28 protein-coding genes and 2 other annotated features are annotated in these 23,766 nt (G+C 30.9%); of the genes, 26 read left to right on the plus strand and 2 right to left on the minus strand.

Annotated elements, in window-relative coordinates; translation table 11 throughout:
• The first annotated feature begins 103 nt into the window (after positions 1 to 103).
• From HKO22_RS07440 to HKO22_RS07455, 4 genes are read left to right on the plus strand one after another with little or no spacing between them, the layout of a single operon-like run.
• A complete protein-coding gene (locus tag HKO22_RS07440; RefSeq protein ID WP_169969685.1) occupies positions 104 to 1,201 on the plus strand; it encodes a DUF3048 domain-containing protein in 1,098 nt (365 codons plus the stop codon).
• 47 nt (positions 1,202 to 1,248) lie between these two features.
• A complete protein-coding gene (locus HKO22_RS07445; RefSeq protein ID WP_075659262.1) occupies positions 1,249 to 1,749 on the plus strand; it encodes a DUF4342 domain-containing protein in 501 nt (166 codons plus the stop codon).
• 55 nt (positions 1,750 to 1,804) lie between these two features.
• The gene (locus tag HKO22_RS07450; RefSeq protein WP_169969687.1) at positions 1,805 to 2,551 is read left to right on the plus strand and encodes a TrmH family RNA methyltransferase; all 747 of its coding nucleotides are present in this window, start codon (positions 1,805 to 1,807) and stop codon (positions 2,549 to 2,551) included.
• Complete coding sequence (locus HKO22_RS07455; RefSeq protein ID WP_169969689.1) at positions 2,548 to 3,234, plus strand: DUF6873 family GME fold protein; 687 nt, start codon at positions 2,548 to 2,550, stop codon at positions 3,232 to 3,234. The genes HKO22_RS07450 and HKO22_RS07455 overlap by 4 nt, the downstream gene beginning before the upstream one ends.
• 184 nt (positions 3,235 to 3,418) lie before the next feature.
• Here HKO22_RS07455 and HKO22_RS07460 read toward each other — a convergent pair whose 3' ends face one another.
• Both HKO22_RS07460 and HKO22_RS07465 read right to left on the minus strand, forming a co-directional pair.
• Positions 3,419 to 3,904, minus strand: coding sequence for a hypothetical protein (locus HKO22_RS07460; RefSeq protein WP_169969691.1), 486 nt, complete (start codon positions 3,902 to 3,904; stop codon positions 3,419 to 3,421).
• Positions 3,905 to 3,943: 39 nt separating this feature from the next.
• Complete coding sequence (locus HKO22_RS07465; protein WP_169969693.1) at positions 3,944 to 4,384, minus strand: hypothetical protein; 441 nt, start codon at positions 4,382 to 4,384, stop codon at positions 3,944 to 3,946.
• 146 nt (positions 4,385 to 4,530) lie between these two features.
• Positions 4,531 to 4,709: a binding site (T-box leader), on the plus strand.
• 40 nt (positions 4,710 to 4,749) lie between these two features.
• Between HKO22_RS07465 and thrS the strand changes: the two genes are divergently transcribed.
• From thrS to HKO22_RS07570, 22 genes are all read left to right on the plus strand, one after another.
• The gene (thrS, locus tag HKO22_RS07470) at positions 4,750 to 6,660 is read left to right on the plus strand and encodes a threonine--tRNA ligase (RefSeq protein ID WP_169969695.1); all 1,911 of its coding nucleotides are present in this window, start codon (positions 4,750 to 4,752) and stop codon (positions 6,658 to 6,660) included.
• Positions 6,661 to 6,864: 204 nt separating this feature from the next.
• Positions 6,865 to 6,932 (plus strand) — a sequence feature (ribosomal protein L21 leader region).
• 10 nt (positions 6,933 to 6,942) lie between these two features.
• On the plus strand, positions 6,943 to 7,248 hold the full coding sequence (rplU, locus tag HKO22_RS07475) for a 50S ribosomal protein L21 (RefSeq protein WP_075659256.1): 306 nt from the start codon (positions 6,943 to 6,945) through the stop codon (positions 7,246 to 7,248).
• Positions 7,248 to 7,577 (plus strand): ribosomal-processing cysteine protease Prp, encoded by a 330-nt coding sequence (locus HKO22_RS07480; RefSeq protein WP_169969697.1) that lies wholly within the window; start codon positions 7,248 to 7,250, stop codon positions 7,575 to 7,577. The genes rplU and HKO22_RS07480 overlap by 1 nt, the downstream gene beginning before the upstream one ends.
• 1 nt (position 7,578) lies before the next feature.
• Positions 7,579 to 7,878, plus strand: coding sequence for a 50S ribosomal protein L27 (gene rpmA, locus HKO22_RS07485; protein WP_075659254.1), 300 nt, complete (start codon positions 7,579 to 7,581; stop codon positions 7,876 to 7,878).
• A 157-nt stretch (positions 7,879 to 8,035) separates the two neighbouring features.
• Positions 8,036 to 9,304, plus strand: coding sequence for a GTPase ObgE (gene obgE, locus HKO22_RS07490; RefSeq protein ID WP_169969699.1), 1,269 nt, complete (start codon positions 8,036 to 8,038; stop codon positions 9,302 to 9,304).
• 17 nt (positions 9,305 to 9,321) lie between these two features.
• Entirely contained in the window at positions 9,322 to 9,609 is a 288-nt protein-coding gene (yhbY, locus tag HKO22_RS07495; RefSeq protein WP_169969701.1) for a ribosome assembly RNA-binding protein YhbY, read from the plus strand.
• On the plus strand, positions 9,609 to 10,217 hold the full coding sequence (gene nadD / locus HKO22_RS07500; protein WP_075659251.1) for a nicotinate-nucleotide adenylyltransferase: 609 nt from the start codon (positions 9,609 to 9,611) through the stop codon (positions 10,215 to 10,217). The genes yhbY and nadD overlap by 1 nt, the downstream gene beginning before the upstream one ends.
• The gene (yqeK, locus tag HKO22_RS07505; protein ID WP_169969703.1) at positions 10,207 to 10,779 is read left to right on the plus strand and encodes a bis(5'-nucleosyl)-tetraphosphatase (symmetrical) YqeK; all 573 of its coding nucleotides are present in this window, start codon (positions 10,207 to 10,209) and stop codon (positions 10,777 to 10,779) included. Before nadD ends, yqeK begins: the two co-directional genes overlap by 11 nt.
• Positions 10,776 to 11,654, plus strand: a complete 879-nt coding sequence (locus HKO22_RS07510; protein WP_169969705.1) for an LCP family protein — start codon at positions 10,776 to 10,778, stop codon at positions 11,652 to 11,654. Before yqeK ends, HKO22_RS07510 begins: the two co-directional genes overlap by 4 nt.
• A gap of 8 nt (positions 11,655 to 11,662) precedes the next feature.
• Positions 11,663 to 12,025: a ribosome silencing factor gene (gene rsfS, locus HKO22_RS07515; RefSeq protein WP_075659248.1), complete on the plus strand. Its 363-nt coding sequence runs from the start codon at positions 11,663 to 11,665 to the stop codon at positions 12,023 to 12,025.
• A 2-nt stretch (positions 12,026 to 12,027) separates the two neighbouring features.
• The gene (locus tag HKO22_RS07520; protein WP_169969707.1) at positions 12,028 to 12,405 is read left to right on the plus strand and encodes a RidA family protein; all 378 of its coding nucleotides are present in this window, start codon (positions 12,028 to 12,030) and stop codon (positions 12,403 to 12,405) included.
• Positions 12,406 to 12,671: 266 nt separating this feature from the next.
• Positions 12,672 to 13,433, plus strand: coding sequence for an IS110 family transposase (locus tag HKO22_RS10870; protein ID WP_235932838.1), 762 nt, complete (start codon positions 12,672 to 12,674; stop codon positions 13,431 to 13,433).
• A 33-nt stretch (positions 13,434 to 13,466) separates the two neighbouring features.
• Entirely contained in the window at positions 13,467 to 13,895 is a 429-nt protein-coding gene (locus HKO22_RS10875; RefSeq protein WP_235932839.1) for an IS110 family transposase, read from the plus strand.
• Between the two features lie 370 nt (positions 13,896 to 14,265).
• On the plus strand, positions 14,266 to 15,378 hold the full coding sequence (locus tag HKO22_RS07530) for a PTS transporter subunit EIIC (RefSeq protein WP_211660224.1): 1,113 nt from the start codon (positions 14,266 to 14,268) through the stop codon (positions 15,376 to 15,378).
• Between the two features lie 50 nt (positions 15,379 to 15,428).
• A complete protein-coding gene (locus HKO22_RS07535; protein ID WP_169969709.1) occupies positions 15,429 to 16,343 on the plus strand; it encodes an amidohydrolase family protein in 915 nt (304 codons plus the stop codon).
• A gap of 112 nt (positions 16,344 to 16,455) precedes the next feature.
• Positions 16,456 to 17,352: a dihydrodipicolinate synthase family protein gene (locus HKO22_RS07540; RefSeq protein WP_169969711.1), complete on the plus strand. Its 897-nt coding sequence runs from the start codon at positions 16,456 to 16,458 to the stop codon at positions 17,350 to 17,352.
• Positions 17,353 to 17,354: 2 nt separating this feature from the next.
• A complete protein-coding gene (locus HKO22_RS07545; protein WP_169969713.1) occupies positions 17,355 to 17,645 on the plus strand; it encodes a UxaA family hydrolase in 291 nt (96 codons plus the stop codon).
• 9 nt (positions 17,646 to 17,654) lie between these two features.
• A complete protein-coding gene (locus HKO22_RS07550) occupies positions 17,655 to 18,824 on the plus strand; it encodes a UxaA family hydrolase (RefSeq protein ID WP_075659241.1) in 1,170 nt (389 codons plus the stop codon).
• A gap of 95 nt (positions 18,825 to 18,919) precedes the next feature.
• Complete coding sequence (locus HKO22_RS07555; RefSeq protein WP_075659240.1) at positions 18,920 to 19,684, plus strand: IclR family transcriptional regulator; 765 nt, start codon at positions 18,920 to 18,922, stop codon at positions 19,682 to 19,684.
• Positions 19,685 to 20,211: 527 nt separating this feature from the next.
• Positions 20,212 to 20,676: a (2Fe-2S)-binding protein gene (locus tag HKO22_RS07560; RefSeq protein ID WP_075659239.1), complete on the plus strand. Its 465-nt coding sequence runs from the start codon at positions 20,212 to 20,214 to the stop codon at positions 20,674 to 20,676.
• A complete protein-coding gene (locus tag HKO22_RS07565; protein WP_169969714.1) occupies positions 20,673 to 21,518 on the plus strand; it encodes an FAD binding domain-containing protein in 846 nt (281 codons plus the stop codon). The genes HKO22_RS07560 and HKO22_RS07565 overlap by 4 nt, the downstream gene beginning before the upstream one ends.
• A complete protein-coding gene (locus HKO22_RS07570) occupies positions 21,508 to 23,763 on the plus strand; it encodes a xanthine dehydrogenase family protein molybdopterin-binding subunit (protein ID WP_169969716.1) in 2,256 nt (751 codons plus the stop codon). Before HKO22_RS07565 ends, HKO22_RS07570 begins: the two co-directional genes overlap by 11 nt.
• Positions 23,764 to 23,766: the final 3 nt, after the last annotated feature.

Raw genomic sequence — 23,766 nt, forward strand, 5'->3', positions numbered from 1 at the left:
TTGTTCAAAAATTAAGAAATTTGAATTATAAAAATTTACTTTATTTACAGAATCAAACTTTTAAATTACAATTAAATTAATACATATGAAAAGAGGTAATCTAATGAAAAATCTAAAAAAACTTTTGCTTGTTGGTTTAATTACAACTTTTTTAGTCGCCTGCAACAAGACAAGCTCTACTAATAAAACAAAAGAAGAGCAACCTAAAGAACCAGAAAAAATAGTTTATTACACACCACTTACTCATGAAGAAAGAGAAGACAAGGAGCAAGAAAAGAACAAAATCTTTGCTGTAATGCTAGACAATCACGACGATGCAAGGCCGCAAGCACAAATTTCTAAAGCCGACATAATATACGAGTATAGGGTTGAAGGTGAATACACAAGATATATGGCACTTTTCCAAAGTAATTTACCTGAAGGTGTGGGACCAGTTCGCTCTGCAAGACCTTACTTTGTACAGACTGCGAAGGAATACAATGCAATATATGCTCATTGGGGTGGATCTGAAGCAGGACTTGCTGAAGTTAGACATAGAAATGTAGTCGATCTCGACGGAATTGCCCTAGAAGGAATTGTTTTTCACAGGAACAAAAATGTTGAAAAGCGTGCACCACATAATGGATACATTTCACTTCCTGAACTTGAAAATTATTTGATAAAAAAGGGAATTGATGTAAAGGACAACACTGCATCACTTAATTTTTACAATGAAGACGAAAATATTGTTGGAGAAGATGTAAAGGAAATAACTTTAAACTTCAACAGAAATTATAAAACTAATTTTGTATACGATGAAGCAAATGGTAAATACAAATATATTCGTCAAGGACAAGTTGTAACTGATGAAGCAAGTGGCGAAGAATTTACAACAGATAATTTAATAATTTTGTTCCAAAAGGGTGTGGTAGCTGGACCTAAGGGTACTTTAAAACTTGCAAACATAGGAGCTGGCACAGGGCTTCTTCTTCAAAGGGGAAAACTTGCACCAATTACATGGGAAAAATCAAATGAGGATGCGAGGACAATTTTTAAAGATGCTGAAGGTAAGGAAATTAAATTTTATCATGGAAGAACTTTCGTATCTGTAGTTGATGAAGAAAAAGATGCAGTTTATGAAAAGCCACAGGCAGAAAATCCTGAAGGAGAACAAAACCCTAGTTCAAATGCAAAAGTTGAAAGTGAAGGCGTAAAAAAATAAAATTTTTAAAATCTTTCTTTTGGGTAAATATTTTTTGAGGTGATATTATGATTAATATGACAAAAATTGATTATGTTATAAATACAACTGGAGCAAGGTATGAAATAGTTAGAAAAGCACTTTTAGATAGTGATGGCGATGTAGATCTTGCCATAGAATTTATAAAAGAAGGAAGGTATAAGGAAAAAGTTGAACCTTCCAAGGTTTTTGAAAGCGAAGAAGAAAAAGCATCTTATGAAAATAGTGAAAATAAAAGTGGCAGAGAATATATCGACGGAGTTATAAAGTATCTTGATGAAATTGTTGATGCAATAAAAGAAATTTGGAGAAAGGGAAATGCAAGTAGACTTCTTGTTGAAAAGGGCAATGAAACAGTTCTCTCTCTTTCATTAACAACATCTGCAATTGGAATGATTTTAGCACTGCCGGCATCACTTATTGGAATTTCCGCAGCTTATATCTATGACTATTCCTTTAAAATTGTCATGGAAAATGGCGAAGTAATTGATGTAAAAGAGTATTTAAAGGACAAGAGTAAATTTTTATAAAACTTGAATATTAAAGCCCTTAGGGGCTTTTTTCTTTAATATTGCGAGGAGAAAAATGGTAATTACAAGTAAAAATAACGATACATATAAATTTTTAAAAAATTTAAAAGAAAAAAAATATAGACAAGAGTATGGGCTTTTTATGGTGGAAAAACCTGTTGTAATAGAAGAAGCAAGAGACTTTATGCCAAAATACATTGCTATAAATGAGTCTTCCTATAAAGAAAATAAATTTAAAGATATAATAAAAAATATTGAGGAAGAAAATATATATATTTTTTCAGATAATATCTTTAAAAATCTTTGCGACACAGTAACATCTCCAGGCATAATTGCATATTACAAAGAAGTTCACAGAAATTTTGAAAAAAATCATGGTAAATTTTTATATTTAGATGATATTAGAGAGCCAGGAAATCTAGGAGGAATTATTAGATCTGCTCATGCCTTTGAACTTGATGGAATAATAATTTCGCCAAACTCCTGCGACCTTTACAATCCAAAAACAGTTAGATCTTCTATGTCTTCTATTTTTAGAGTTCCAATTTATTTTATGAGTAGAGAAGATTTAGTAGATTTAGATTTTAATATTATTGCAACAGCCCTTAATAGTTCAACTTCCATAAGGGATTATAAATTTAAGGATAAAGACATCGTGGTAATAGGAAATGAAGCAAAGGGAGTTTCGGAATTTTTAATGGATAATGCAGATAGCTATTTGAATATTCCAATTAGTAAGACTGTGGATTCATTAAATGCAAATGTTGCGGCATCAATTATAATTTACGAGATGATGAAATGAATTATGTAATAGTAGCAGAAAACATTCCTGAAAAATCTGCAAAAAAATTAGAAAAATATGGAAAAATAATTAGAACAAAGAAAAATAAAAAAGTAATGGAAGGGCTAAACACACATCCTGATATTTTAGTTCATCCGCTGCCCAGTGGAGAGATTGTGGTAGATAAAGACAACTTTGACTATTACAAAGAAATTTTTAAAGATAGAAAAATTATTTCATCTCATTCACAATTATCTGGCAAATATCCAAGGGATGTAGCACTAAATGCCTTTACTTTTAAAAATTATTTTATTCATAATTTAAAACACACTGACAAAAAACTTCTTGAATATTATAAAGAAAGAGGATATGAATTAATCCATATAAAACAAGGGTATTCAAAATGCACTACACTTGTAACAGATAATTTTTTAATAACAAGTGATGGAGGAACTTATGAGAAATTAAGGGATATTCTTCCAATATATAGGATAAATCACAAGGAAATAAAACTTCAAAACTTTAATTATGGCTTTATCGGCGGAGCAAGTGGAAGTCTTGATAGAAAAATATTTTTCACTGGTAGCATTAAAGAGCACAGTTCCTACAAAGAAATTATGAAGATTATCGAAAAATACAATTATGAAATAGAAATCCTTTCAAAGGAACCTATTGAAGATTATGGCTCTATTTACTTTATATAAGGTGATTGTGCATAATAGAAAACTCTATTTTACTAGTCAAATTTATTAAGTATTTGAATTAGCTATTATATTTTTATTATAATTAATTGTATCGAAAAAGCGAGGACATTAGCTTCCTCGCCTTTTTTTGTGGGCTTTGCAATAGCCCTATCTAATATAGTATTGGGATATTTAAAAACTTATATTATTTATTTAATTTTTGAGTAAATTTTTTATACAAAAACTTATCATCCAGATAATCAAACATTAACTTGCTAAGTACGTCTTTAAATTCAAAATCTTCTTTATCATAGGATTCTTGAGAAATGCCTGAAAAGTAAACCATCTCTATTAAAAGTCTGTTATTGTTACTATTGCAGCACATATATTTAGTCTTTTCTTCAAATACAAAGAAGAGAAAATTACCCCACTCACTTTCAAGGGGATCTATATAATCTATACTTTTTTCATTTTCTATAATTTTAAAAACACGAAATGACATATCTTTTATCTCAACATTTAATTTTGAATTTTTTACGCAATATTTTGCATTTGTTCTATGCATTTCTTTTTTATAAGAAGGTAATTCTGAGAAGTTAATTTCAATAGTATCAAATTTATTTTTAAGATAATCGATTATCTCTTCAGAACTTTTCTCACCAATAGGAATTAAATGCTTGAACATTTTCACTTGAATATGATAACTCATTTTACTTTTAGATAATAAAAATTATTTTATACCAACAAGACCAGGATGAAGATCTGCGGACAGCCAATAACCACGATTCATATTATATCCCTTTAGATTTGAAAATCTTAGAATGACATTTTTTTGAGTGTAAGGTATAGATACAGCACCTAATTTTACTGAACCCATAGTAGAGCCGCTAGTTTTGATAGTTTTTCCACTTCGAGAAACAGATGCTTTTAATATTGTTTTACCATATATATTTCTAGAGAGTTCATTATTATTATTATTATTATTATAATTCGATATATTTCCTATTTCAATTTCAAAACTTTCTTTATCTTGATAATTTTCAATAGGAATAATTGTAATTTCTTCATAATTTTTATTTTTTTCTAGGGTTTCTCTATTTGCTGATACTGGCGTAAATATAGAAAACACTAAAATAAATATTATAAAAAAGTTAAAAATTTTCTTTTTCATAAAGTACTCATTTCGCATTAAATATCCTAATAGCTATTAACAAATTACTATAATAAAAGCATATCAAAATAACCACTTAATATCAACAATTAATATTTATAATACTTGAAAAATAATAAAAATATGATATAATAAAAATAATTTTTAAATAAACTTTGATAAGAAGAGTAAATTATATAAAATTTTAAGAGAGGAAATGGAAGGTGCAAATTTCTAATTTTATATTTTTGAAAACTAACTTGGAGTTCCATAGCAAACTATGGCGTAAGGATGCGTTAAATCCCTTGAGTTTAATTAAGGTGGAACCACGGTCATCGTCCTTTGGGATGATGACTTTTTTTATTTATTAATTTTAGGAGGAAAAAATGATTATTAAATTACCAGATGGATCACAAAAGGAATATGAGAGTGGAGTAAAGGTAAAAGAAATTACTGGAGACATCTCACAAGGACTTCTTAGGGATTCTCTTGGAGCAGTTGTAAATGGTGAAATACTTGGACTTGACGACGAAGTTTTCGAAGATTGTGATTTTAAAGTTGTAAAATTTGAAGACATTGAAGGGAAGAAAATTTTATGGCATACTGCATCACATTTAATGGCTTATGCAATTCAAGAACTTTATCCAGAAACAAAATTTGCAATTGGACCTTCAACTGAAACAGGATTTTATTATGATTTAGATCTTGAACATAGATTTGTAGATGAAGACCTCATGGCAATTGAAGACAAGATGAAAGAAATTGCTAAAAGGGATCTTCCAATAGAAAAAATTGAAATTTCAAGAGAAGAGGCAATTAATTATTTTAAAGAAAAGAAACAAGACTATAAAGTTGAACTAATTAAAGATTTACCAGAAGATGAAAAAATCACAATGTACAAGATTGGCGATTTCGTTGATCTTTGTAAGGGACCACATCTTCTTTCAACTAAAAAAATTAAGGCAATAAAACTTCTTTCAATTGCAGGAGCATATTGGAGAGGCGATTCAAAGAACAAGATGCTTCAAAGAATTTACGGCATTGCCTTTGAAAAACAAAAACAATTAGATGAATATATAAAAAGACGTGAAGAAGCTGAAAAGAGAGACCACAGAAAACTCGGTAGGGAACTTGACTTATTTAGTATGCACGAAGAGGGACCAGGATTTCCATTCTTCCATCCAAATGGAATGATTTTAAGAAATAATCTTCTTAACTGGTGGAGAGGCGTTCTTGAAGAAAATGGATATGGCGAAATCCAAACTCCAATTATCTTAAACGAAGCATTATGGCACAGATCAGGTCACTGGGATCATTACAAAGACAATATGTACTTCACAAAAATTGACGGTGACGACTACGCAGTAAAACCAATGAATTGTCCAGGATCAATTTTAGTTTATAATTCTAGCAATCACTCTTACAGAGATCTTCCAATTAGACTCGCTGAATATGGAATTGTTCATAGACACGAACTTTCTGGAGCATTACACGGATTATTTAGAGTAAGAACTTTTACTCAAGACGATGCCCATGTATATTGCTTATTCTCACAAGTTAAAGATGAAGTATTTAAGATGATAGACCTTGCAGATTATTTATATTCAACTTTTGGATTTAAATATTCAATTGAACTTTCAACAAGACCAGATGATTTCATGGGAGATCTTGAATCATGGAATTTAGCTGAAAAATCACTTAAAGAGGCACTAGAAGAAAAGAATCTTCCATATACAATTAATGAAGGCGATGGAGCATTTTATGGTCCAAAGATCGACTTCCACCTAGAAGACGCAATTGGAAGAACTTGGCAATGTGGCACTATCCAACTTGACTTCCAACTTCCAGAAAACTTTGACTTAACATATGTTGACGAAGATGGAGAAAGGAAGAGACCAGCAATGCTCCACAGAGCATTACTTGGCTCAGTTGAAAGATTTATGGGTATACTAATTGAACACTTTGCAGGTAAATTCCCACTATGGTTATCTCCAGTACAAGTGGAAGTAATCCCTGTATCTGACAAATTTAAAGATTATGCACAAAAAATTGCAGATGCACTTCATGCAGAAGGACTTAGAGTTCATCTTGACGCTCGTGCAGAAAAAGTTGGTTATAAAATTAGAGAAGCACAAGTTAAGAAAATCAATTATATGCTAGTAATTGGAGAAAAAGAAGAAACTTCTGGCAAACTTTCTGTTAGAAAGAGAAATGGAGAAGAAGTAGCAGATGTCGATTTAGATGAATTTATAGCATCACTTAAAGAAGAAATCAAAAATAAGACTATCACTGAATAATTTTAGAATTAATATTGAAAGTTTTATAATATAAAGATAAAGTGTAAGCAGGCGAGAGTCTGCTTATTTTTTATAAAATCATATTAGTTCTAAATAATTTATTGCAACAAGTTTAACAAAAAATTCATATACAAAATATTTTTCATAACAGAAAATATAAAAATCATAAAATTTCTTTACAAAGATTAGTTCGTGTGATAAAATACATTGATGTAACCGCACAGAATAGGTTTTAAACTAGAGTGCCTATAATGGCGAGTCTTGTAATGAGGAGGTGCTACAATGTACGCAATTATTGAAACAGGTGGAAAACAATATGTTGTTGAAGCTGGTGACAAAATTAAAGTTGAAAAATTAGATGCAAAAGAAGGCGACAATGTAACTTTTGACAAAGTTCTTTTCGTATCTGGAGATGAACCTAAAATTGGTGCTCCCTTTGTTGATGGTGCAAAGGTTGAAGGCAAAGTATTAGCTCAAGGCAAAAACAAAAAAGTTATTGTTTATAAATACAAATCTAAGAAAAATGAAAGAAAGAAAAATGGACACCGTCAACCATACACTTTAGTTGAAATTTCAGGTATTAACTAATGACTAATATAGACCTTTACAAAAAGGGTGATTATTATTATGGATTTAAGTCTTGTGGACACGCTGAGGGAGAATTTGATAAAATTGTCTGCTCTAGTATTTCAATCCTCACTCAAACTTTTTATTTTACACTTATAAATAAATTGGGAATTAGTGAAAGTGAAATTGTGGACACACAAGGTGACGGATTGTTAAAAATAGAAATTTTAAATAGTAATGTTTTTAAAAGAAAAGATATTCAAATTTGTTTTGAATTTATGATAATGGGAATTGAGCTTATTGATGAAGCTTACCCAGAATATTTGACACTAAAGAATGTGGAGGTGTAAAATGATTAAATTTGATTTATTACTTTTTTCTTCAAAAAAAGGAGCAGGTTCTTCTAAGAACGGTCGTGACTCAAACTCAAAGAGACTTGGAGTTAAAAGGGGAGACGGTCAATTTGTACTAGCAGGAAATATTCTCGTTAGACAAAGGGGAACTAAAATTCATCCAGGTGAAAATGTTATGAGAGGTTCAGATGACACTCTATTTGCCACAGCTGATGGAATTTTAAGATTCACAACTAAGGGCAAAGGCGGAAAGAAATTTGCTAATGTTTACGAAAAAGAAAAAGTTGAATTAGCATAAAGATAAAGCAAGGGGAACCTTGCTTTTATTTTTTGTTTTATTTCTTTATAAAACCTAAAAATTTCACCAAGATTTTACATATTTAACATAAGGTTCAAGTTTTCACTACAATTCTGTGTTAATTCTATGATATAATTTTAAAAAATGCGAGGTAAAAATGTTTATAGATATAGCAAAAATAAAATTAAAAGCTGGAAAAGGTGGAGATGGTGCTGTCGCTTGGAGACGAGAAAAATATGAACCAGCTGGAGGGCCTGCTGGTGGCGATGGTGGAAGAGGCGGAAATGTAATTGTAATGACGGACTCTGGACTTCACACCTTGATGGATTTTAGATACAAAAGAGAATACAAGGCCGAAAATGGACAAAAGGGCATGAACAAATTAAAATTTGGAAGAGATGGCGAGGATATAATACTAAAAGTTCCCGTTGGCACTCTAATTAGAGATGCAAACACAAAGGGAGTCATCTACGATTTAAAGGAAAACAATATGTCTGTAACTGTATGCAAAGGTGGCAAAGGAGGACTAGGAAATGCTAGGTTTAAAACTTCTACAAGACAAGCACCAGCTTTTGCACAAGCTGGAAATATTGGAGAAGAGAGGGAAGTAATATTAGAATTAAAACTTCTAGCCGATGTAGGACTTGTTGGGTTTCCTAATGTAGGAAAGTCAACGCTTCTTTCCATAGTAACATCTGCGACTCCAAAGATTGCAAATTATCACTTCACGACACTTACGCCAAACCTTGGAGTTGTAAAAATTGGAGAAGGTGAATCCTTTGTAATTGCAGATATTCCTGGACTTATCGAAGGTGCATCAGAGGGAATTGGCCTTGGCGATGAATTTTTAAAACATGTTGAAAGAACTGGAATTTTAATTCACGTCCTTGATATTTCTGGCTCTGAATACAGAGATCCTGTTGAAGATTTTTATAAAATCAACGAAGAACTTGTAAAATATAATGAAAAACTTGGTGAAAAGAAGCAAATTATTTTTGCAAACAAAATGGATATGCCGGGAGCCGAAGAAAATTTAAAAAAATTAAAAGAAAAACTTGGCGAAAAATATGAGATTATTGCAGGATCTTGTGCCACAACAAAAAATTTGGACAAATTAATGAAGCTAACATATAATAGTCTAAAAGAAGTAGATTACAAAAATCACGAAACTTACGATGAAGAGCATGTTGAGGAAATTACACGAGAAGAAGGGATAAAAGTATTTAAAGATAATGGCGAATACTTTGTTGAAGGACCTTATATTGATAAACTTATTCGCTCGACAAATTTTGATGATTACGATTCACTTAAATATTTCCAAGAAAATCTTAGAAAGAATAAAGTTGTTGAAAAGTTGGAAAAACTTGGCGCTGAAGATGGCTGTTCAGTATTTATCGGCGGTTATGAATTTGAATTTTTTGAATAAAATATATAGGAGAAAGAATGTTAACAGGAAAACAAAGATCATATTTAAAGAGCCTTGCTCACAACATGGATCCACTTATCCAATTGGGAAAAGATGGCATAAATGAGGGATTTTTAAACCAAATAGATAAACTTTTAGAGGATCATGAAATTGTTAAAATAAAAGTTTTGCAAAATGTACCAGTTGAAGTTGAGGAAATAGTTGACGAAATAATAGAGGCAACAGGTGCTGAATTTGTACAAAAAATTGGCAAAAAACTTACAATTTATAGAGAGTCTAAAGAAAATAAAAAAATAGAATTATAATGAAAAAGTACGGAATTTTTGGAGGAACCTTTAATCCCATCCACTACGGTCATTTAATGATTTGCGAATATTTAAAGGAAGAGCTTAATCTCGATAAAGTTATTTTTATTCCAACTGGCAGTCCTCCACACAAGGACTTATATGTATCAGCAAAAGACAGGTACGAGATGGTAAAACTTGCCATTTCATCTAATCCAAGTTTTGAGATAAGTAACATAGAGACTAATCGTGTGAAATTATCCTACACAGTTGATACAGTTAAAGAACTGAAAAAAATTTATAAAGAAGAAAAATTATATTTTTTAATTGGTCTCGACACTTTGTTTGAACTTAAAACATGGAAAAAGATCGAAGAGCTTTCCAAAGAAATTGAATTTGTAGTGGCACTTAGACCTAAATATATTGACATTGAAGAGATCAATAGAGAATTAAAATTTTTGCAAGAGAATTATAACACAAAGGTAAAAATAATCCACACGCCTCTCTATGAAATTTCTTCTACTGAGCTTAGAGAGAGAATCAAAGATAAAAAATCTGTAAAATATTTAATTCCTGAAAAAGTAGTGAATTATATTAAGGAAAGCGGGTTTTACAAAAGTGAACTATAACTTAAAAAAATATGAATCAGAAATTCGCAAAAGAATTGGTGAAAAGAGATTTCTTCACACAATTAGAGTTAGAGATACATCAATTGAACTTGCAAAAATTTACCATGTAGATGTGGAGAAAGCAGAAGTTGCAGGTTTTTTACACGACTGTGCAAAAATAAAGGATAAAGACTGTCTTATAAAGAAAGCTAAAGAAAATGGACTTCTCCTTACAAGAGAAATGCAAAAAGCTCCACAAATTATCCATTCATATCTTGGTGCATTATTCGCAAATAAATTTTATGGCATAGAAGACGAAGATATTTTAAATGCCATAGCCTATCACACTACTGGCAGAGCAAATATGTCTGATCTTGAAAAAATAATTTTTTTGGCAGATTATATTGAGCCAATGAGAAATTTTGACGGCGTGGAAAAGGCAAGGGAGCTTGCAAAAAAAGATTTGGACGCTGCCATGTATTTCGCACTAAATAACACTCTAAAATTTTTAGTAGAAAGGGACAGATACATTGTTCCAATGACTGTTCTTGCTAGAAATTTTTATAAGGAGATAGATACATGAAAAGTTTTTTTAAAGCCTTTATCACAACAATAATTGTGATTTTAATATTGGCACTTGCTGGCATCGCAGGATATTTTTATTTCATCGGAAATGAAGATATTAACAAGGTGGATCAAGGAGGAGAAGACCTCCAATTTTTAATGCTTGGAGTCGATTCCTTGGACTCAAAAAAAGCAGATAACGCAAGGTCTGACACCATTATGATAGTAAATGTTGATGGAGAAAGCAAAAAAGTAAATATTATTTCTATACCTAGAGATACTTACACAAAAATCAAAGGATATAAAAAGACAAAGATTAACCACTCCTTTAAATACGGTGGAAGTGAACTAACCCTCGACACAGTGAACAATCTCCTTGGCACAAATATAAAATATTATGTAACAGTTGATTATAGGTTCGTAGAAGATGTAGTAAACAAAATTGGAGGAGTAACAGTAGATGTTCCAATTGATATGAAATATGAAGATCCCACGGCGGATCCCCCTTTAAAGATAGACATTAGAGAAGGGACACAGACATTAAAGGGATATGATGCCATTGGATTTTTGAGATTTAGAAAGGGCTACAAAGATGCCGACCTTGGAAGAGTAAAGGCACAACAACAATTTATGTCAGCGCTTTTGTCAAAAATGAAGGAGCCAAAAACATTAATTAAGTCGCCTCTACTTCTCGGATCTTATATAAATTATTCTGAAAACAATATACCCGTAAAAAAATTGGTAAAAATAGCAATAAATATGCGTGGCATAGGAACAGAAGATATCACTACAAATACACTTCCTGGAACGCCAAAATATATTGGGGGAGTATCTTACTTCATACCAAATGAAAATAAAACAAAGGTAATGCTTTTAGAAAATAATTTTAAATAGGAGGTAAAATGACAGTACAAGAAAAGTTAGATATTATTATTAAATCATGTGAATCAAAAAAGGGAATTGATACAAAAGTTTTGGATATAAGGGGAATGACTTCTATCGCAGATTATTTTGTAATCGTAAGTGGAAATTCATCAATACAAGTAGATGCTCTAGCACGTGAAATTGACGAAAAACTATCAGAACAAGGTGAAGCACCAATTCACAGTGAAGGAAAAAATTCTAGTAGATGGATAATTTTAGATTTTGGTGATATAATAGTACATGTATTCCACAAGGATGAAAGAGAATATTATAATCTCGAAAGATTGTGGGAAAATGACGAAAACAAAGAAAACCATGACCATGAAAATGAGGAGGAATAATAATGGTTAAAATTCTACACACAGACAAAGCACCTGCAGCAGTAGGTCCTTATTCACAAGCTACAGAAGTAAATGGATTTATTTTTACATCAGGACAACTTCCACTAATTCCTGAAACAGGAGAACTTATAACTGACGATATTAAAAAAGCAACTGCTAGAAGTCTTGATAATATCAAAGCAATTCTAGAAGAAGCAGGATCAAGTATGGATAAAGTTGTAAAAGTAAATATATTTTTAGATGACATAAAGGATTTTGCAGCAGTAAATGAAGTGTATTCAGAGTATTTTTCTGAACATAAACCAGCAAGATCATGTGTTGAAGTAGCTAAACTTCCAAAAAATGGTCTTCTTGAAATTGAAGCAATTGCAGTAAAATAAACTTTATATGGACCCTTCGGGGTCTTTTTAGTACCATAAATAGTGTAAGAAAGGAAGTAATTCCTATCTTGCACTATTTTTGTATAATGAAGAAGTAGTATGACGAGGGTCTTTTAGGGTTAAAATATCCGTCATAAAAACTGTCATCTACCTCTTCATTATTCATATTCGGTTAAGCAGGTTGGGAAAAACGTCCGTGTCACGAGCTAAAATGAGTGTAATGGTGCAGGTAGGAACTACAAAATAAAAAGAAAGAGGTAAAAAATATGATATCTGTAGGAATAGACATATCAAAAGAAAAAATTACAGTTTGTGCATTAGAACAAGGAAGCAAAATAATCTGGAAACCATTTGATGTTTATCTAAACAAAAGTAAAGTAGAAGAACTTCTAGAGAAACTAGAAAAAGTAAAAGAAGAAATAAAAATAACAATGGAAGCAACAGGAAAATATCATCTACCAATACTTTATGAATTAAAAGATAGAGGGTATTTTGTATCAGTAATAAATCCACTAAAAATGAAACAATTTTGCCGAGCATTAAACTTTAGAAAAGCAAAAAATGACAAGATAGATGCAAAACAAATAGCAGAATATGGATTAATGTATTGGAAAGAATTAGAAGAATACAAGGTAGATGAAGAAAACTACAGAGTCCTAAAAGAATTAAATAGAAGCTACCAACATTACATGGATCTAAGAATCGACCAAATGAACTACATAGATCAAACAATACATCAAACATTTCCATGCATAAAAAAACTAATACCACATAATTCAGGAGACTTTTCAAAAGACAAACTATTAGACTTTTTAGAAAAATGGTGGCATAAAGACCTAGTACTAGAAAAAACAGAAGAAGAATTTATAGAAGAATATAAAAGGTGGGCAAAAGAAAAGAGATACCATCCAAATGCAAACAAAGCAAAAACCATTTACAAATTAGCAAAGGACAGTATCTCAACACAGCCTTCCCATAACTCAAAAATAGAAACGAATATCAGAGAAGGAATAAACCTGATAAAATAAATAAATCAGATTCTAAATAGAATTTTATCACAAATGATAGAAATATCCGAGCTCTTAGAAGAATATCAAGAAGCAAAAAAATTCTCAGGCATATCAGAAAAATTAGCAGTACAAATAGTAGCAGAATTTGGAGACCTATCAAAATTAAAAAACAAAAAAAGTCTAATATCCTTTATAGGAATAGACGCACCACCATATGAATCAGGAAACTTTAAAGCAGATCAAAGGAAAATAAGCAAAAGAGGGAACGCAATACTAAGAAAAGTAGGCTACCAGGCAATGAAGTGTATGATGAGTGCAAAAGATCCAGAAAACGAAATATATAATTACATGATTAAGAAAGAAAAAGAAGGAAAATCCAAAAAAGTTTGCAAATTTGAAGGTTTAAACAAATTCTTAAGAATCTACTATGTAAAAGTTATGGTATCAAAACAAGAAAATAAGTTGTTAAAAGTAGCCTAGAATCAAGAATATAATTATAAAAAAAATAAGCCGATAGTAACCGGTTTATTTGTTGTGCTCAAATTTAAACTCTAATTAACAAGGAGAAAAGCTAAATTAATTCTGCTTTTCTCTTTGACTTTTGTTAGCAGGTTTTATTTCAGAATATTTGATAAATAAACTTAAAGTTTCAATATACTTCAAAAAATATTTAATAATTTTTAAAAATAATGTTGTAATTTATTAAAGTATGTGATATATTTCAATTACAGACGGAAATACGAATTAGTTCCTAAGTACGAATAAACTAAATAAAGGAGGTTTCAAGAATTTATTTAAATATAATAGGATTTTGTATAACCGTTATTATCTAATGAAATGAGGTTTTATTGTGAATAAGAAAGAGGGAATATTTAAAAAACTTGTAGATGATTTTATAGAATTATTATCATCACTATTTTTACCATTTATTAACCTGATGATATCAACGGGGATTATAAAGGGAATAATTTCACTGTTATTGGCAACAAATGCTATTGACCAAACTTCTTCTACATATGAAATATTAAATGCTATTGGGGATGCTTTCTTCTATTTTATCCCTGTATTTTTAGCAATAACAGCGGCAAAAAGGTTTGGGGTAGAAACATTTACGGCAGCATTAATAGGATGCATATTACTTCATCCATCAATGACAAATTTAATGAGTTCAGATGGGACAGTAACTTTCTTTAATTTAGAAGTTCCAAAAGTAATATACTCTAGTTCTGTTATCCCTATAATATTAGCGATATATTTTACAAAATACGTTCAGAACTTCTGTTATAAGATCATACCAGAAACTTTTAAGGGATTATTTACTCCACCAATTTGTTTGTTAATTGTTACGCCTGTAATCCTATTTGTATTTGGACCAATTGGAAAAGTTGCTGGATCATGGTTAGCTAGTGGATATGAAAATATTTATAATTTGAGCCCACTTGTAGCTGGAATAATCGTAGGTAGTTTGCAACCGTTTATGGTTATGTTTGGTTTGCACTGGGGATTATTTACAGTAGCAATTAATAATATATCCTTAGTAGGATATGACACAATTTTAGCTTTGTTTGGTGCGGCTATATTTGCTCAAGGTGGAGCAGCATTAGCGGTTGCATTTAAAACTAAAGATAAGAAATTTAAGTCTCAAGCAATTTCTGCTGGACTTACAACACTGCTAGGTATTACAGAACCTGCAATGTATGGAGTTAATTTAAAACTTAAGAGACCTATGACCTGTGCTTGTATTGCAGGAGGAGTAGGAGGAGCAGTTGCTGGAATGTTTGGATGTAGAGCTACTTCATTTGCTTTACCAGCACTTACAACGCTTCCAGTGTTTATGAGTAAAGCTTTTATACAGTTTTTAATATCTCTAGTAATAGCGTTTGGATTGGCATTTGTTTTAACTCTATTTTCCTATAATAAAGATTTAGAGAAATTAGAAAATGAAACTGAGGAAGAAGTTTAAAATTTGTTTAAGGTAATTTTTTTAAAATAAAAACTATGGAGGGTACGATTATGAAAAAAATTGACGCACACGCACACATCTTTGAAAGTATTAGAAGCTTTGGTAAAAACGGTGAATTTAGACCGTTAGGAAATGGACTTTGCCGTTGGGCAAATGGTGATGAAATGGCAATTATTCCAAAAGGATATGGAGATAAAGAATTTGTTGCTGAGTCATTATTAAGCATCATGGATGAAAATGAAGTTGAAAAAGCAATTTTATTACAAGGAAGTTTATATGGTTTCCAAAATGAATATGCTATTGAAACAGCTAATAAATATCCAGATAGATTTAAAGCAGCTGTAACACTAGATCCTCACTGTAAGGAAGTGGATTCGATTCTAGATAGATTAATAAATGATCTAAAGGCTAAAATATTTAAATTTGAAATCAGTGTTGGTGGTGGAATGATGGGTTATCACAACAACTTTATTATCGATGACCCAATGATGACTAAGATTTATGACAGAATTGCTGAAGAAGAAAATATGACTTTAGTATTAGATATTGGAAGTCCTTCAATGGCAAGTTGTCAACCAGAAGCAGTGTATAGAATTGCAAATAAATATAAAAATCTAAACATTGTAATCTGTCACTTATTGGCTCCTACATTAGAAGATGGAGATTATTTAGAAAAAGCATTACCACTTCTAAAACATGACAATGTTTGGATTGACCTTAGTGCATTACCTTGGAACGTTGCTCCTGAAAAATATCCTTTCCCAACAGCTCTAGAATATATAAAAATAGCAAAAGATATTTTAGGAACTGAAAAGATTCTTTGGGGTACTGACACACCTACTGTAATGACTAAGTTCTCATATGAAGACCTGTATAAATTTATAACAGAATCAGACGTGTTCACTGAAAAAGAACTTGAAGATGTATTTTACAATAATGCATTAGACGCATATTATTTAAAATAATCTATAAAAAGTATAAAATAAAATTATAGACTAGAAAAACTGACAATCCCGTCGCCTATTGTAGGCGAGGGGATGTCTTGCTTAACAATTAATAAACGTTGAAAGGATTAAGATGGAAGCAAAAATAATAACACCAACAGTTACAATCTTTGATAATAATGGAAACATTGATATAGAAGGTAATAAGTTGCTAATTCAACACTTAATAGACAATGGTGTAAATGGAGCAGTACCACTCGGAAGTAGTGGTGAATTTACCGCATTATCAATGGACGAAAAGAAAAAGCTAATAAAACTTTATGTAGATGAATATAAAGGGCAACTTGAGTTAATCCCTGGAACAAGTTCTCTTAATGTAGAAGAATGTATAGAATTATCTAATTATGCAATCTCATTAGGAGTCAAGGGAGTTTTAATACTTCCTCCATTTTATTACGGGATAAGTCAAGAGGAGGCTTTCCATTATTATGATGTGCTTGCTCAAAAAATAGATGGAAATATTTATATTTATAATTTCACTGCAAGAACTGGGTTTGATATGAATGCTGAAACAACATTCAATCTTGCCAAAAAACATAAAAACATTAAAGGTATGAAGGACTCAACAGCAAATCTAACTCACACAAAAGAGGTTATTCTAAAAGCTAAAGAAATTAGAGATGACTTTGAGGTATATTCAGGATTTGATGATCATTTTGTTCCAAATGTCATAGCAGGAGGAAGCGGATGTATTGCTGCTATATCAAACTTTGAGCCTAAGTTGTGGTCAGAGTGGGTAGAAGCAATAAATAATGGGAACTTTGAAGAAGTTAAGGCAATAGGTAATATAATTGATAGACTTATGCCACTTTATAGTGTTGAAAAGAATTTCTCTCATATATTTAAAAAGTTTTTAATTGATGATGGTCTTAAAATAAACGATTATACGATATTCCCATTTGAGGAACTAAGTGAACAAAACTATGAGTTTGCAAAAAAATTAAGAAACAAGGTAATGGATGGGAGGTAATCATGAAATACGCTCTTAAAGTTGATGATAAAGATAATGTGGTTACAGTATTAAGCCCTATAGAAAAAGGCGAAACTGTAAGCTATTTAGATAATGGAGATACAAAGGAAGTTGTGGCACAAAATGATATTCCAATATATCATAAAATAGCAATAAGAGACATAAAAATGGAAGAAGATATTGTAAAATATGGAGAACATATAGGAAGAGCTAGTAAAGATATTATTAAAGGATTTCATGTTCACACACATAACATTAAAGATCACAGAGAAAATCTTGAAGAAAAAGAATGAGGTGGTATAGTGAGAACTTTTTGGGGTTATAAAAGAAAAGACGGTAGAGTTGGGATTAGAAATCATGTTTTAATATTACCAGCAAGTATATGTGCATCAGACACAACAAGATTAATTTCACGAGGAGTTCAAGGTACAGTAACATTTAACTTGCAGCTTGGATGCTCACAGGTAGGTGCAGATCTTGATTTGACTCTAGATACTCTAGCAGGGTATGGTGCAAATCCAAATGTTTATAGCGTAATAGTTGTGGGTCTTGGCTGTGAATCGGCCCAAGCTAATATTGTTAAAGAAAGAATATTAGAAAGAACTAACAAACAAGTAGAAACTCTTATTATTCAAGAGGAAGGTGGCACTCTAAAGACCATAGAAAAAGCACAAAGACTTGCAAAAAAAATGGTTGGCGAAGCTGCATTAATTAGAAGAGAAGAATTCCCACTTTCAGAGCTAATTCTTGGAACAAATTGTGGAGGATCTGATACAACATCAGGACTTGCAGCAAACCCAACAATTGGAAAAGTTAGTGATAAATTAGTAGAAATGGGTGGAACTTCTGTACTTTGTGAAACTACTGAATTTATTGGAGCAGAACACATTCTTGCTAGAAGGGCAAAAAATAAAGAAATTCATGATAAAATTTATGAAATTATTAAAAACTATGAAACTAAAATAAAGAATGATACAGGGCTGGATGTTCGTGACGGAAACCCTTCACCAGGAAATAAAGAAGGTGGACTTACTACCTTAGAAGAAAAATCACTTGGATGCATTCATAAAGGGGGAACTTCCAGCATTAACAATCTTTACGATTATTCTCAACAAATTAAAGGAAAAGAAGGACTTGTAATTATGGATACGCCAGGAAATGATGCTTCGTCTGTTGGGGGTATAATTGCTGGAGGATGTCAATTAGTTGTATTTTCTACAGGTAGAGGAACTCCAACTGGACATGCCATAGCGCCTGTTTTGAAAATTACTGGAAACAGCGAAACCTATGCTAAAATGAGCGACAACATAGATTATGATGCAAGCGGAATAATTACAGAAAACAAGGAAATTGAGCAAGCAAGTGAAGAATTGCTAGACTTAATTGTGGAAGTATGTAACGGAAAACAAGTTCAGGCAGAGCTTCTTGGTTATACAGAAACAGCAATTCAAAGAGCATCTGCTTTTGTTTAATTATAATATTAAGAGCCTTCGGGCTCTTTTAATATTTTTAGGGTTAATATATAATATAAAATAATAGTTATAAAATCTTTGATAAGGAGAACAATATGCATAAGCCAACTGAAAGAGTTCTTAGAATACTTTTAACTTTAGCTTCTGAAAAAGAAGATCTTACATTAACAGAAATCTCTGAAAAAACAAAAATACCTAAGAGCACTATATCACCAATACTCTCGACTCTTGTGGATATGAGGTTTTTAGCCAAAAAATCTGAAATGAAGTATAGGATTGGAATAAATTCCTTCATAGTAGGCGAGGCATATATAGAGTCAACATCTTTTCTTGAGATGATAAAATCCTATATGACAGAAGTAGTTAAGGAATGTAACGAAATATGTCAATTAGGGATACTACAAGATAATAAGGTTTTCTATATTGCTAAAAAAGATCCAAAACAATCAATTCAGCTAATGAGCTATGTTGGAAAATTTTTACCAATTTATTCAACAGCACTAGGAAAAGTTTTGGTTTACAAAAACAGTGAAGAAGAAATTAAAGACATTGTTGGAGATAATATGGTTCCTTTGACAGAGAGAACTATTACAGATATAGATGATTTTTTGAATGAAATAGAGACTGTGAAAAATAATGGGTACTCATTTGATTTACAAGAAACAAGTTTAGATTCAAAGTGTGTTGCCGTTCCGATAGAAAAGGGTGGAAAAGTAATTGCCGCTATGAGTGTGTCGATTCCAAACTTTAGAAGTACAGATGAAAAATTAAAGAATGCTATTCAAGTTCTATTAAAATATAAAAAAGAAATAGAAAGTTATTTCACTCACAATATTTATAATGAAGAAGATTTAATCTAAACTAAAAAGAAATAGTAACCAAGTTCTTCTGTCTCAAATAAACAAAAAGTCAAATTTAGGCCTTAGTAATCATACAAGGGTCTTTTTTAATATCAATAGCAAAATAAAAGTATTTTTTATTTGTATTTTATATCAATAAGAATTTAATCGGGAAGAAAAATTAGACTTATTAAATCTAATAAAAGTTGAAGATACTCCTTATTATAAATATTTTATAGATGAGTAAAATATGTGCTTGCATAAGTCAAATAAATGTAATATTGTAAGATGCATTTTAAAAAGCAAGCAAAAGAAAATATTTACAACTAAACTTAAACAAAGAAATTAAAAAATTAATAAATAATATATAAGTTAAATTAAATGCTTGGAAGGAGTTTTTAATTGAGGGACAAAATAATAAGAGAAGATTTTTAAAAACAGTTTGAAAACGATTTAAATTAGTGGTATACTATTTAAAACACATTTATATTATATTGCACTAAAGTATGCACGATGCATATTGATTAAAATAAAATTTAGGTGGGAAAATGAAAATAAGTTTAAAAGTTAATGGTGAAATCTATAATTTTGATGTAGACGAAAAGAAAAGATTAATAGATTTACTTAGAAATGATTTAAAGCTAACAGGGACTAAAGAAGGTTGTAGCGAGGGCGAATGTGGAGCATGTACTGTATTAGTGGATTCATTAGCGGTTACATCGTGCACGATGCTTGCAGCACAGTTAGATGGAAAAGAAGTTATAACCATAGAAGGATTAGAACATGATGGTCAATTGGATATTTTACAAAAAAAGTTCGTGGAATGTGGTGCTGTTCAATGTGGCTACTGTTCTCCAGGCTTCATTATGAGTGCAAAATCTTTGATGTTAAATAATATAAACCCAACAACTTATGAAATAAAAAGATATATTGAGGGAAATCTTTGTAGATGTACTGGATTTATAAAAATTTTAGAAGCTATTGAAAAAGCTTGTGAAGAGGTGGAAAAATGATATTCGCACCAAAGGATTTAAGTGAACTTTGTTATATTTTAGAAAATAAGGGCGACAATTATTATATCCTTGCTGGAGGAACTGATTTAATAATAAAAATAAAGAATAAAAAAATTGTCAATTACAATATCATTGAAATTACAAAGATAAATGAATTAAAGGGATTTAAGGAAGATGATATTAATTTTTATATAGGACCTCTTATGACTATGACAGAAATCATTAATGAGAAAAGCATTAAAGAAAATCTAGGGTCTCTTTATGAAGCTGCTTATAAATTAGGTTCAAATCAAATTAGAAATCTTGCGACTATTGGAGGAAATGTTGCCAATGCTTCTCAAAGTGCAGATTGTGTATTGGCACTTTTTGCATTAGATGCAAAAATTAAAATTTTAGATTCAATGGAAAATGAAAAGATTGTTTCTATTGAAGATTTTATTACTGGAAGAGAGAAAACAATTTTAAGTCAAAATGAAATTATAAAAGAAATAATAATACCTAAAAAAAATAGTATAAACATTTTTAATAAAATTGGATCTCGTACAGGAGTAACGATTTCTAAAATTAGCTGTGCTATGAATTTTATTTTAAATGAAGATGGAAAGAAGGACACTAGAATATTTTTAGGTGCTGTTGGAATTAAACCTGTTAGGGCATTTGATTTGGAAAAAGTTTTTGCTAATCACGATTTTAAAAATATAAACTTGGAAATTCTACAACAAACTGGATTTAATGAGATTGAGAAAGCTATTCCAGAAAGAAGCTCTAAGTATTATAAGAGAATTGCTATACAAGGATTATTAGAGGATATGCTCGAGGAATTGATAAGTTATGAAAAATAATTTGAAATATGTTGGAAAAAGATTAATAAGAGATGATGCTTATGATCGCGTTCAAGGGAAGACAAAATACATAACAGACATAAAGTATAATGACATGTTATATGGAAAATTAGTTTTAAGTGAAAAGCCTCATGCCGATTTTAAGTTTGATTTTTCAGAAGCTCTAAAAACTAAGGGAATATATAAAATACTAACCTATAAAGATGTGCCTCACAATAAATACAATTCCATGGAATGGTTTACTGGTATTAATGGTGTAAAAGATGAGATGATTTTAAACGACAGGGCTAGATTTGTAGGAGATAGAATAGCTTTAGTATTAGGAGATAGTATAGAAAGTGTAGAAGAAGCAATAAAAAAAGTTGTGGTTATTTACGAAGAACTTCCAGTAGTAGCGACAATTGATGATGCAATGGAAGATGTAAATATTATCACAGGTAATACAAATGTTGCTTATGAAAACACTAAATCATGTGGAAATGTTGAAAAAGCTTTTGAAGAAGCAGATTATATAGTAGAAGACGAGGGAAACACAAGTAGAACTCATCATTTAGCAATAGAACCACATTCCGCCATGGCTACTGTTGATGAATTTGGAAATTTAGTTGTATCTAGCGGAAGTCAAATAGTATTTGCTATACAGATGCACTTGAGCAGGATTTTGAATTTACCTTATAGTAAAATACGAGTTAAAAAAACTAATATGGGTGGTTCTTTTGGTGGCAAACAACAACCTATGCTTGAGTTTATTGCAGGCTTCGTTGCCTATTCTGAAAAGAGACCAGTTCAAATTTATATGGATAGGGAACAAACTATAAAGGGAACAACTACTAGAAATCCAATGAGAATTCACATTAAAACTGCAGTGAATAAGGATGGAAAAATTTTAGGTAGAAAAATAGATACTCTTGTTGCTGGAGGAGCTTATGCTACAAATGCTTCGAGCATTGTAAATGCATATGCAAAAAAACTTTTTAGACTATATAAAATTTACAATCAAGAAGTTAATGGTACTGCATATTATACTAATACTTTACCAGGTGGAGCTTTTAGATCCTATGGAGGTTCTCAAGCTCATGCAGTTTCAGAGATTAATTTGGATAATGTTGCAAGAAAAATAGGAATGGATCCATGTGAACTTAGACTTAAAAATTTAGTTGATCCATACTGTGAGGATCCAGTAGGAGGACCTAATATTGGCGATGCTGGAATTAAGAGATGTGTAATTGCTGGTATGGAAAAAATAAATTGGAAGTACAATTATGAAAATTTAAAAAACAAAAATACAGATAGATATGCCTATGGTATTGGAATGGCTTGCGCATCTCATGGCAATGGTTATCTTGGAGCTTTTCCCGATTTTATAAATGTAGAAATGGTTTTAAATGCTGATGGGAATGTTTTGTGCAAAATAGCTGTTCACGAACAAGGTTGTGGAACTTTGCAAACATTAAAACAAGTTGCTGCAGAAGCTCTTGATTTAAACCCTAAAAATATATTTTTAACTGAAGCAGATACTTTCATTACGCCATATGATGCTGCGGGAACTCAAGCTAGTAGAGTAAGTTTTGTAGCAGGAGGGGCTTTGAAAGAAGCTTCTGAAAAATTAATTGATTTACTATTTGACACTTTAAATAAAGTAAAAAATATAAAAATTGAAGATATGTATGTTGAAAATGGATTCGTAAAAATAAAAAATAGCGATGAGAAATTTAGCTATGGAGAAATTTCTCAAATTAGAGAAAAAAATTTATTTGATCATACTTCAGTATATGTAAAACACATACCAAAGGGAAATCCTGCAGTATTTGCGGCAAATTTTGCTCAAGTGAGAGTTGATAAAAAAACAGGTTTTGTAAAAGTTGAAAGATTAGTATGCGTTCACGATATTGGAAAAGCGATTAATCCAGCACTTGTAGAAGGTCAAATAGAAGGTGGAGCAGAGTTTGGAATAGGAATGGCTCTATCAGAAAATATTGAAATAGATAATAAAGGATATGTTAAAAACTCAACATTATCAAAATATCATGTCATTAATGTATGGGATATGCCAGATGTAGAAGTAGTTTTGGTGGAAACAAATGATAAATCAGCACCTTATGGAATTAAAAGTGTTGGGGAGATATCAGCAGTTGCACCTGCACCAGCAATAATAAATGCAATTAATCATGCTTTGGGAACTAATATAACTAATTATCCGGTAACTCCAGAAAAAATTATAGAAGCATTAAGTGAAAAAAATTAAGAG

Source organism: Peptoniphilus faecalis (genome assembly GCF_012976305.1).
Classification (GTDB): Bacteria; Bacillota; Clostridia; order Tissierellales; family Peptoniphilaceae; genus Peptoniphilus_A; species Peptoniphilus_A faecalis.

What these genes read in the sequence shown, in the direction of transcription:
- HKO22_RS07510 (WP_169969705.1), top strand. Translation starts at nt 10,776, where the DNA reads ATGAAAAGTTTTTTTAAAGCCTTTATCACAACAATAATTGTGATTTTA.
- HKO22_RS07465 (WP_169969693.1), bottom strand. Translation starts at nt 4,384, where the DNA reads ATGAAAAAGAAAATTTTTAACTTTTTTATAATATTTATTTTAGTGTTT.
- HKO22_RS07440 (WP_169969685.1), top strand. Translation starts at nt 104, where the DNA reads ATGAAAAATCTAAAAAAACTTTTGCTTGTTGGTTTAATTACAACTTTT.
- HKO22_RS07445 (WP_075659262.1), top strand. Translation starts at nt 1,249, where the DNA reads ATGATTAATATGACAAAAATTGATTATGTTATAAATACAACTGGAGCA.
- HKO22_RS07540 (WP_169969711.1), top strand. Translation starts at nt 16,456, where the DNA reads ATGGAAGCAAAAATAATAACACCAACAGTTACAATCTTTGATAATAAT.
- yhbY (WP_169969701.1), top strand. Translation starts at nt 9,322, where the DNA reads ATGTTAACAGGAAAACAAAGATCATATTTAAAGAGCCTTGCTCACAAC.
- HKO22_RS07565 (WP_169969714.1), top strand. Translation starts at nt 20,673, where the DNA reads ATGATATTCGCACCAAAGGATTTAAGTGAACTTTGTTATATTTTAGAA.
- HKO22_RS07520 (WP_169969707.1), top strand. Translation starts at nt 12,028, where the DNA reads ATGGTTAAAATTCTACACACAGACAAAGCACCTGCAGCAGTAGGTCCT.
- HKO22_RS07450 (WP_169969687.1), top strand. Translation starts at nt 1,805, where the DNA reads ATGGTAATTACAAGTAAAAATAACGATACATATAAATTTTTAAAAAAT.
- obgE (WP_169969699.1), top strand. Translation starts at nt 8,036, where the DNA reads ATGTTTATAGATATAGCAAAAATAAAATTAAAAGCTGGAAAAGGTGGA.
- rpmA (WP_075659254.1), top strand. Translation starts at nt 7,579, where the DNA reads ATGATTAAATTTGATTTATTACTTTTTTCTTCAAAAAAAGGAGCAGGT.
- HKO22_RS07545 (WP_169969713.1), top strand. Translation starts at nt 17,355, where the DNA reads ATGAAATACGCTCTTAAAGTTGATGATAAAGATAATGTGGTTACAGTA.
- HKO22_RS07560 (WP_075659239.1), top strand. Translation starts at nt 20,212, where the DNA reads ATGAAAATAAGTTTAAAAGTTAATGGTGAAATCTATAATTTTGATGTA.
- HKO22_RS07555 (WP_075659240.1), top strand. Translation starts at nt 18,920, where the DNA reads ATGCATAAGCCAACTGAAAGAGTTCTTAGAATACTTTTAACTTTAGCT.
- nadD (WP_075659251.1), top strand. Translation starts at nt 9,609, where the DNA reads ATGAAAAAGTACGGAATTTTTGGAGGAACCTTTAATCCCATCCACTAC.
- HKO22_RS07455 (WP_169969689.1), top strand. Translation starts at nt 2,548, where the DNA reads ATGAATTATGTAATAGTAGCAGAAAACATTCCTGAAAAATCTGCAAAA.
- HKO22_RS07570 (WP_169969716.1), top strand. Translation starts at nt 21,508, where the DNA reads ATGAAAAATAATTTGAAATATGTTGGAAAAAGATTAATAAGAGATGAT.
- HKO22_RS10870 (WP_235932838.1), top strand. Translation starts at nt 12,672, where the DNA reads ATGATATCTGTAGGAATAGACATATCAAAAGAAAAAATTACAGTTTGT.
- rsfS (WP_075659248.1), top strand. Translation starts at nt 11,663, where the DNA reads ATGACAGTACAAGAAAAGTTAGATATTATTATTAAATCATGTGAATCA.
- HKO22_RS07535 (WP_169969709.1), top strand. Translation starts at nt 15,429, where the DNA reads ATGAAAAAAATTGACGCACACGCACACATCTTTGAAAGTATTAGAAGC.
- rplU (WP_075659256.1), top strand. Translation starts at nt 6,943, where the DNA reads ATGTACGCAATTATTGAAACAGGTGGAAAACAATATGTTGTTGAAGCT.
- thrS (WP_169969695.1), top strand. Translation starts at nt 4,750, where the DNA reads ATGATTATTAAATTACCAGATGGATCACAAAAGGAATATGAGAGTGGA.
- HKO22_RS07480 (WP_169969697.1), top strand. Translation starts at nt 7,248, where the DNA reads ATGACTAATATAGACCTTTACAAAAAGGGTGATTATTATTATGGATTT.
- HKO22_RS10875 (WP_235932839.1), top strand. Translation starts at nt 13,467, where the DNA reads ATGATAGAAATATCCGAGCTCTTAGAAGAATATCAAGAAGCAAAAAAA.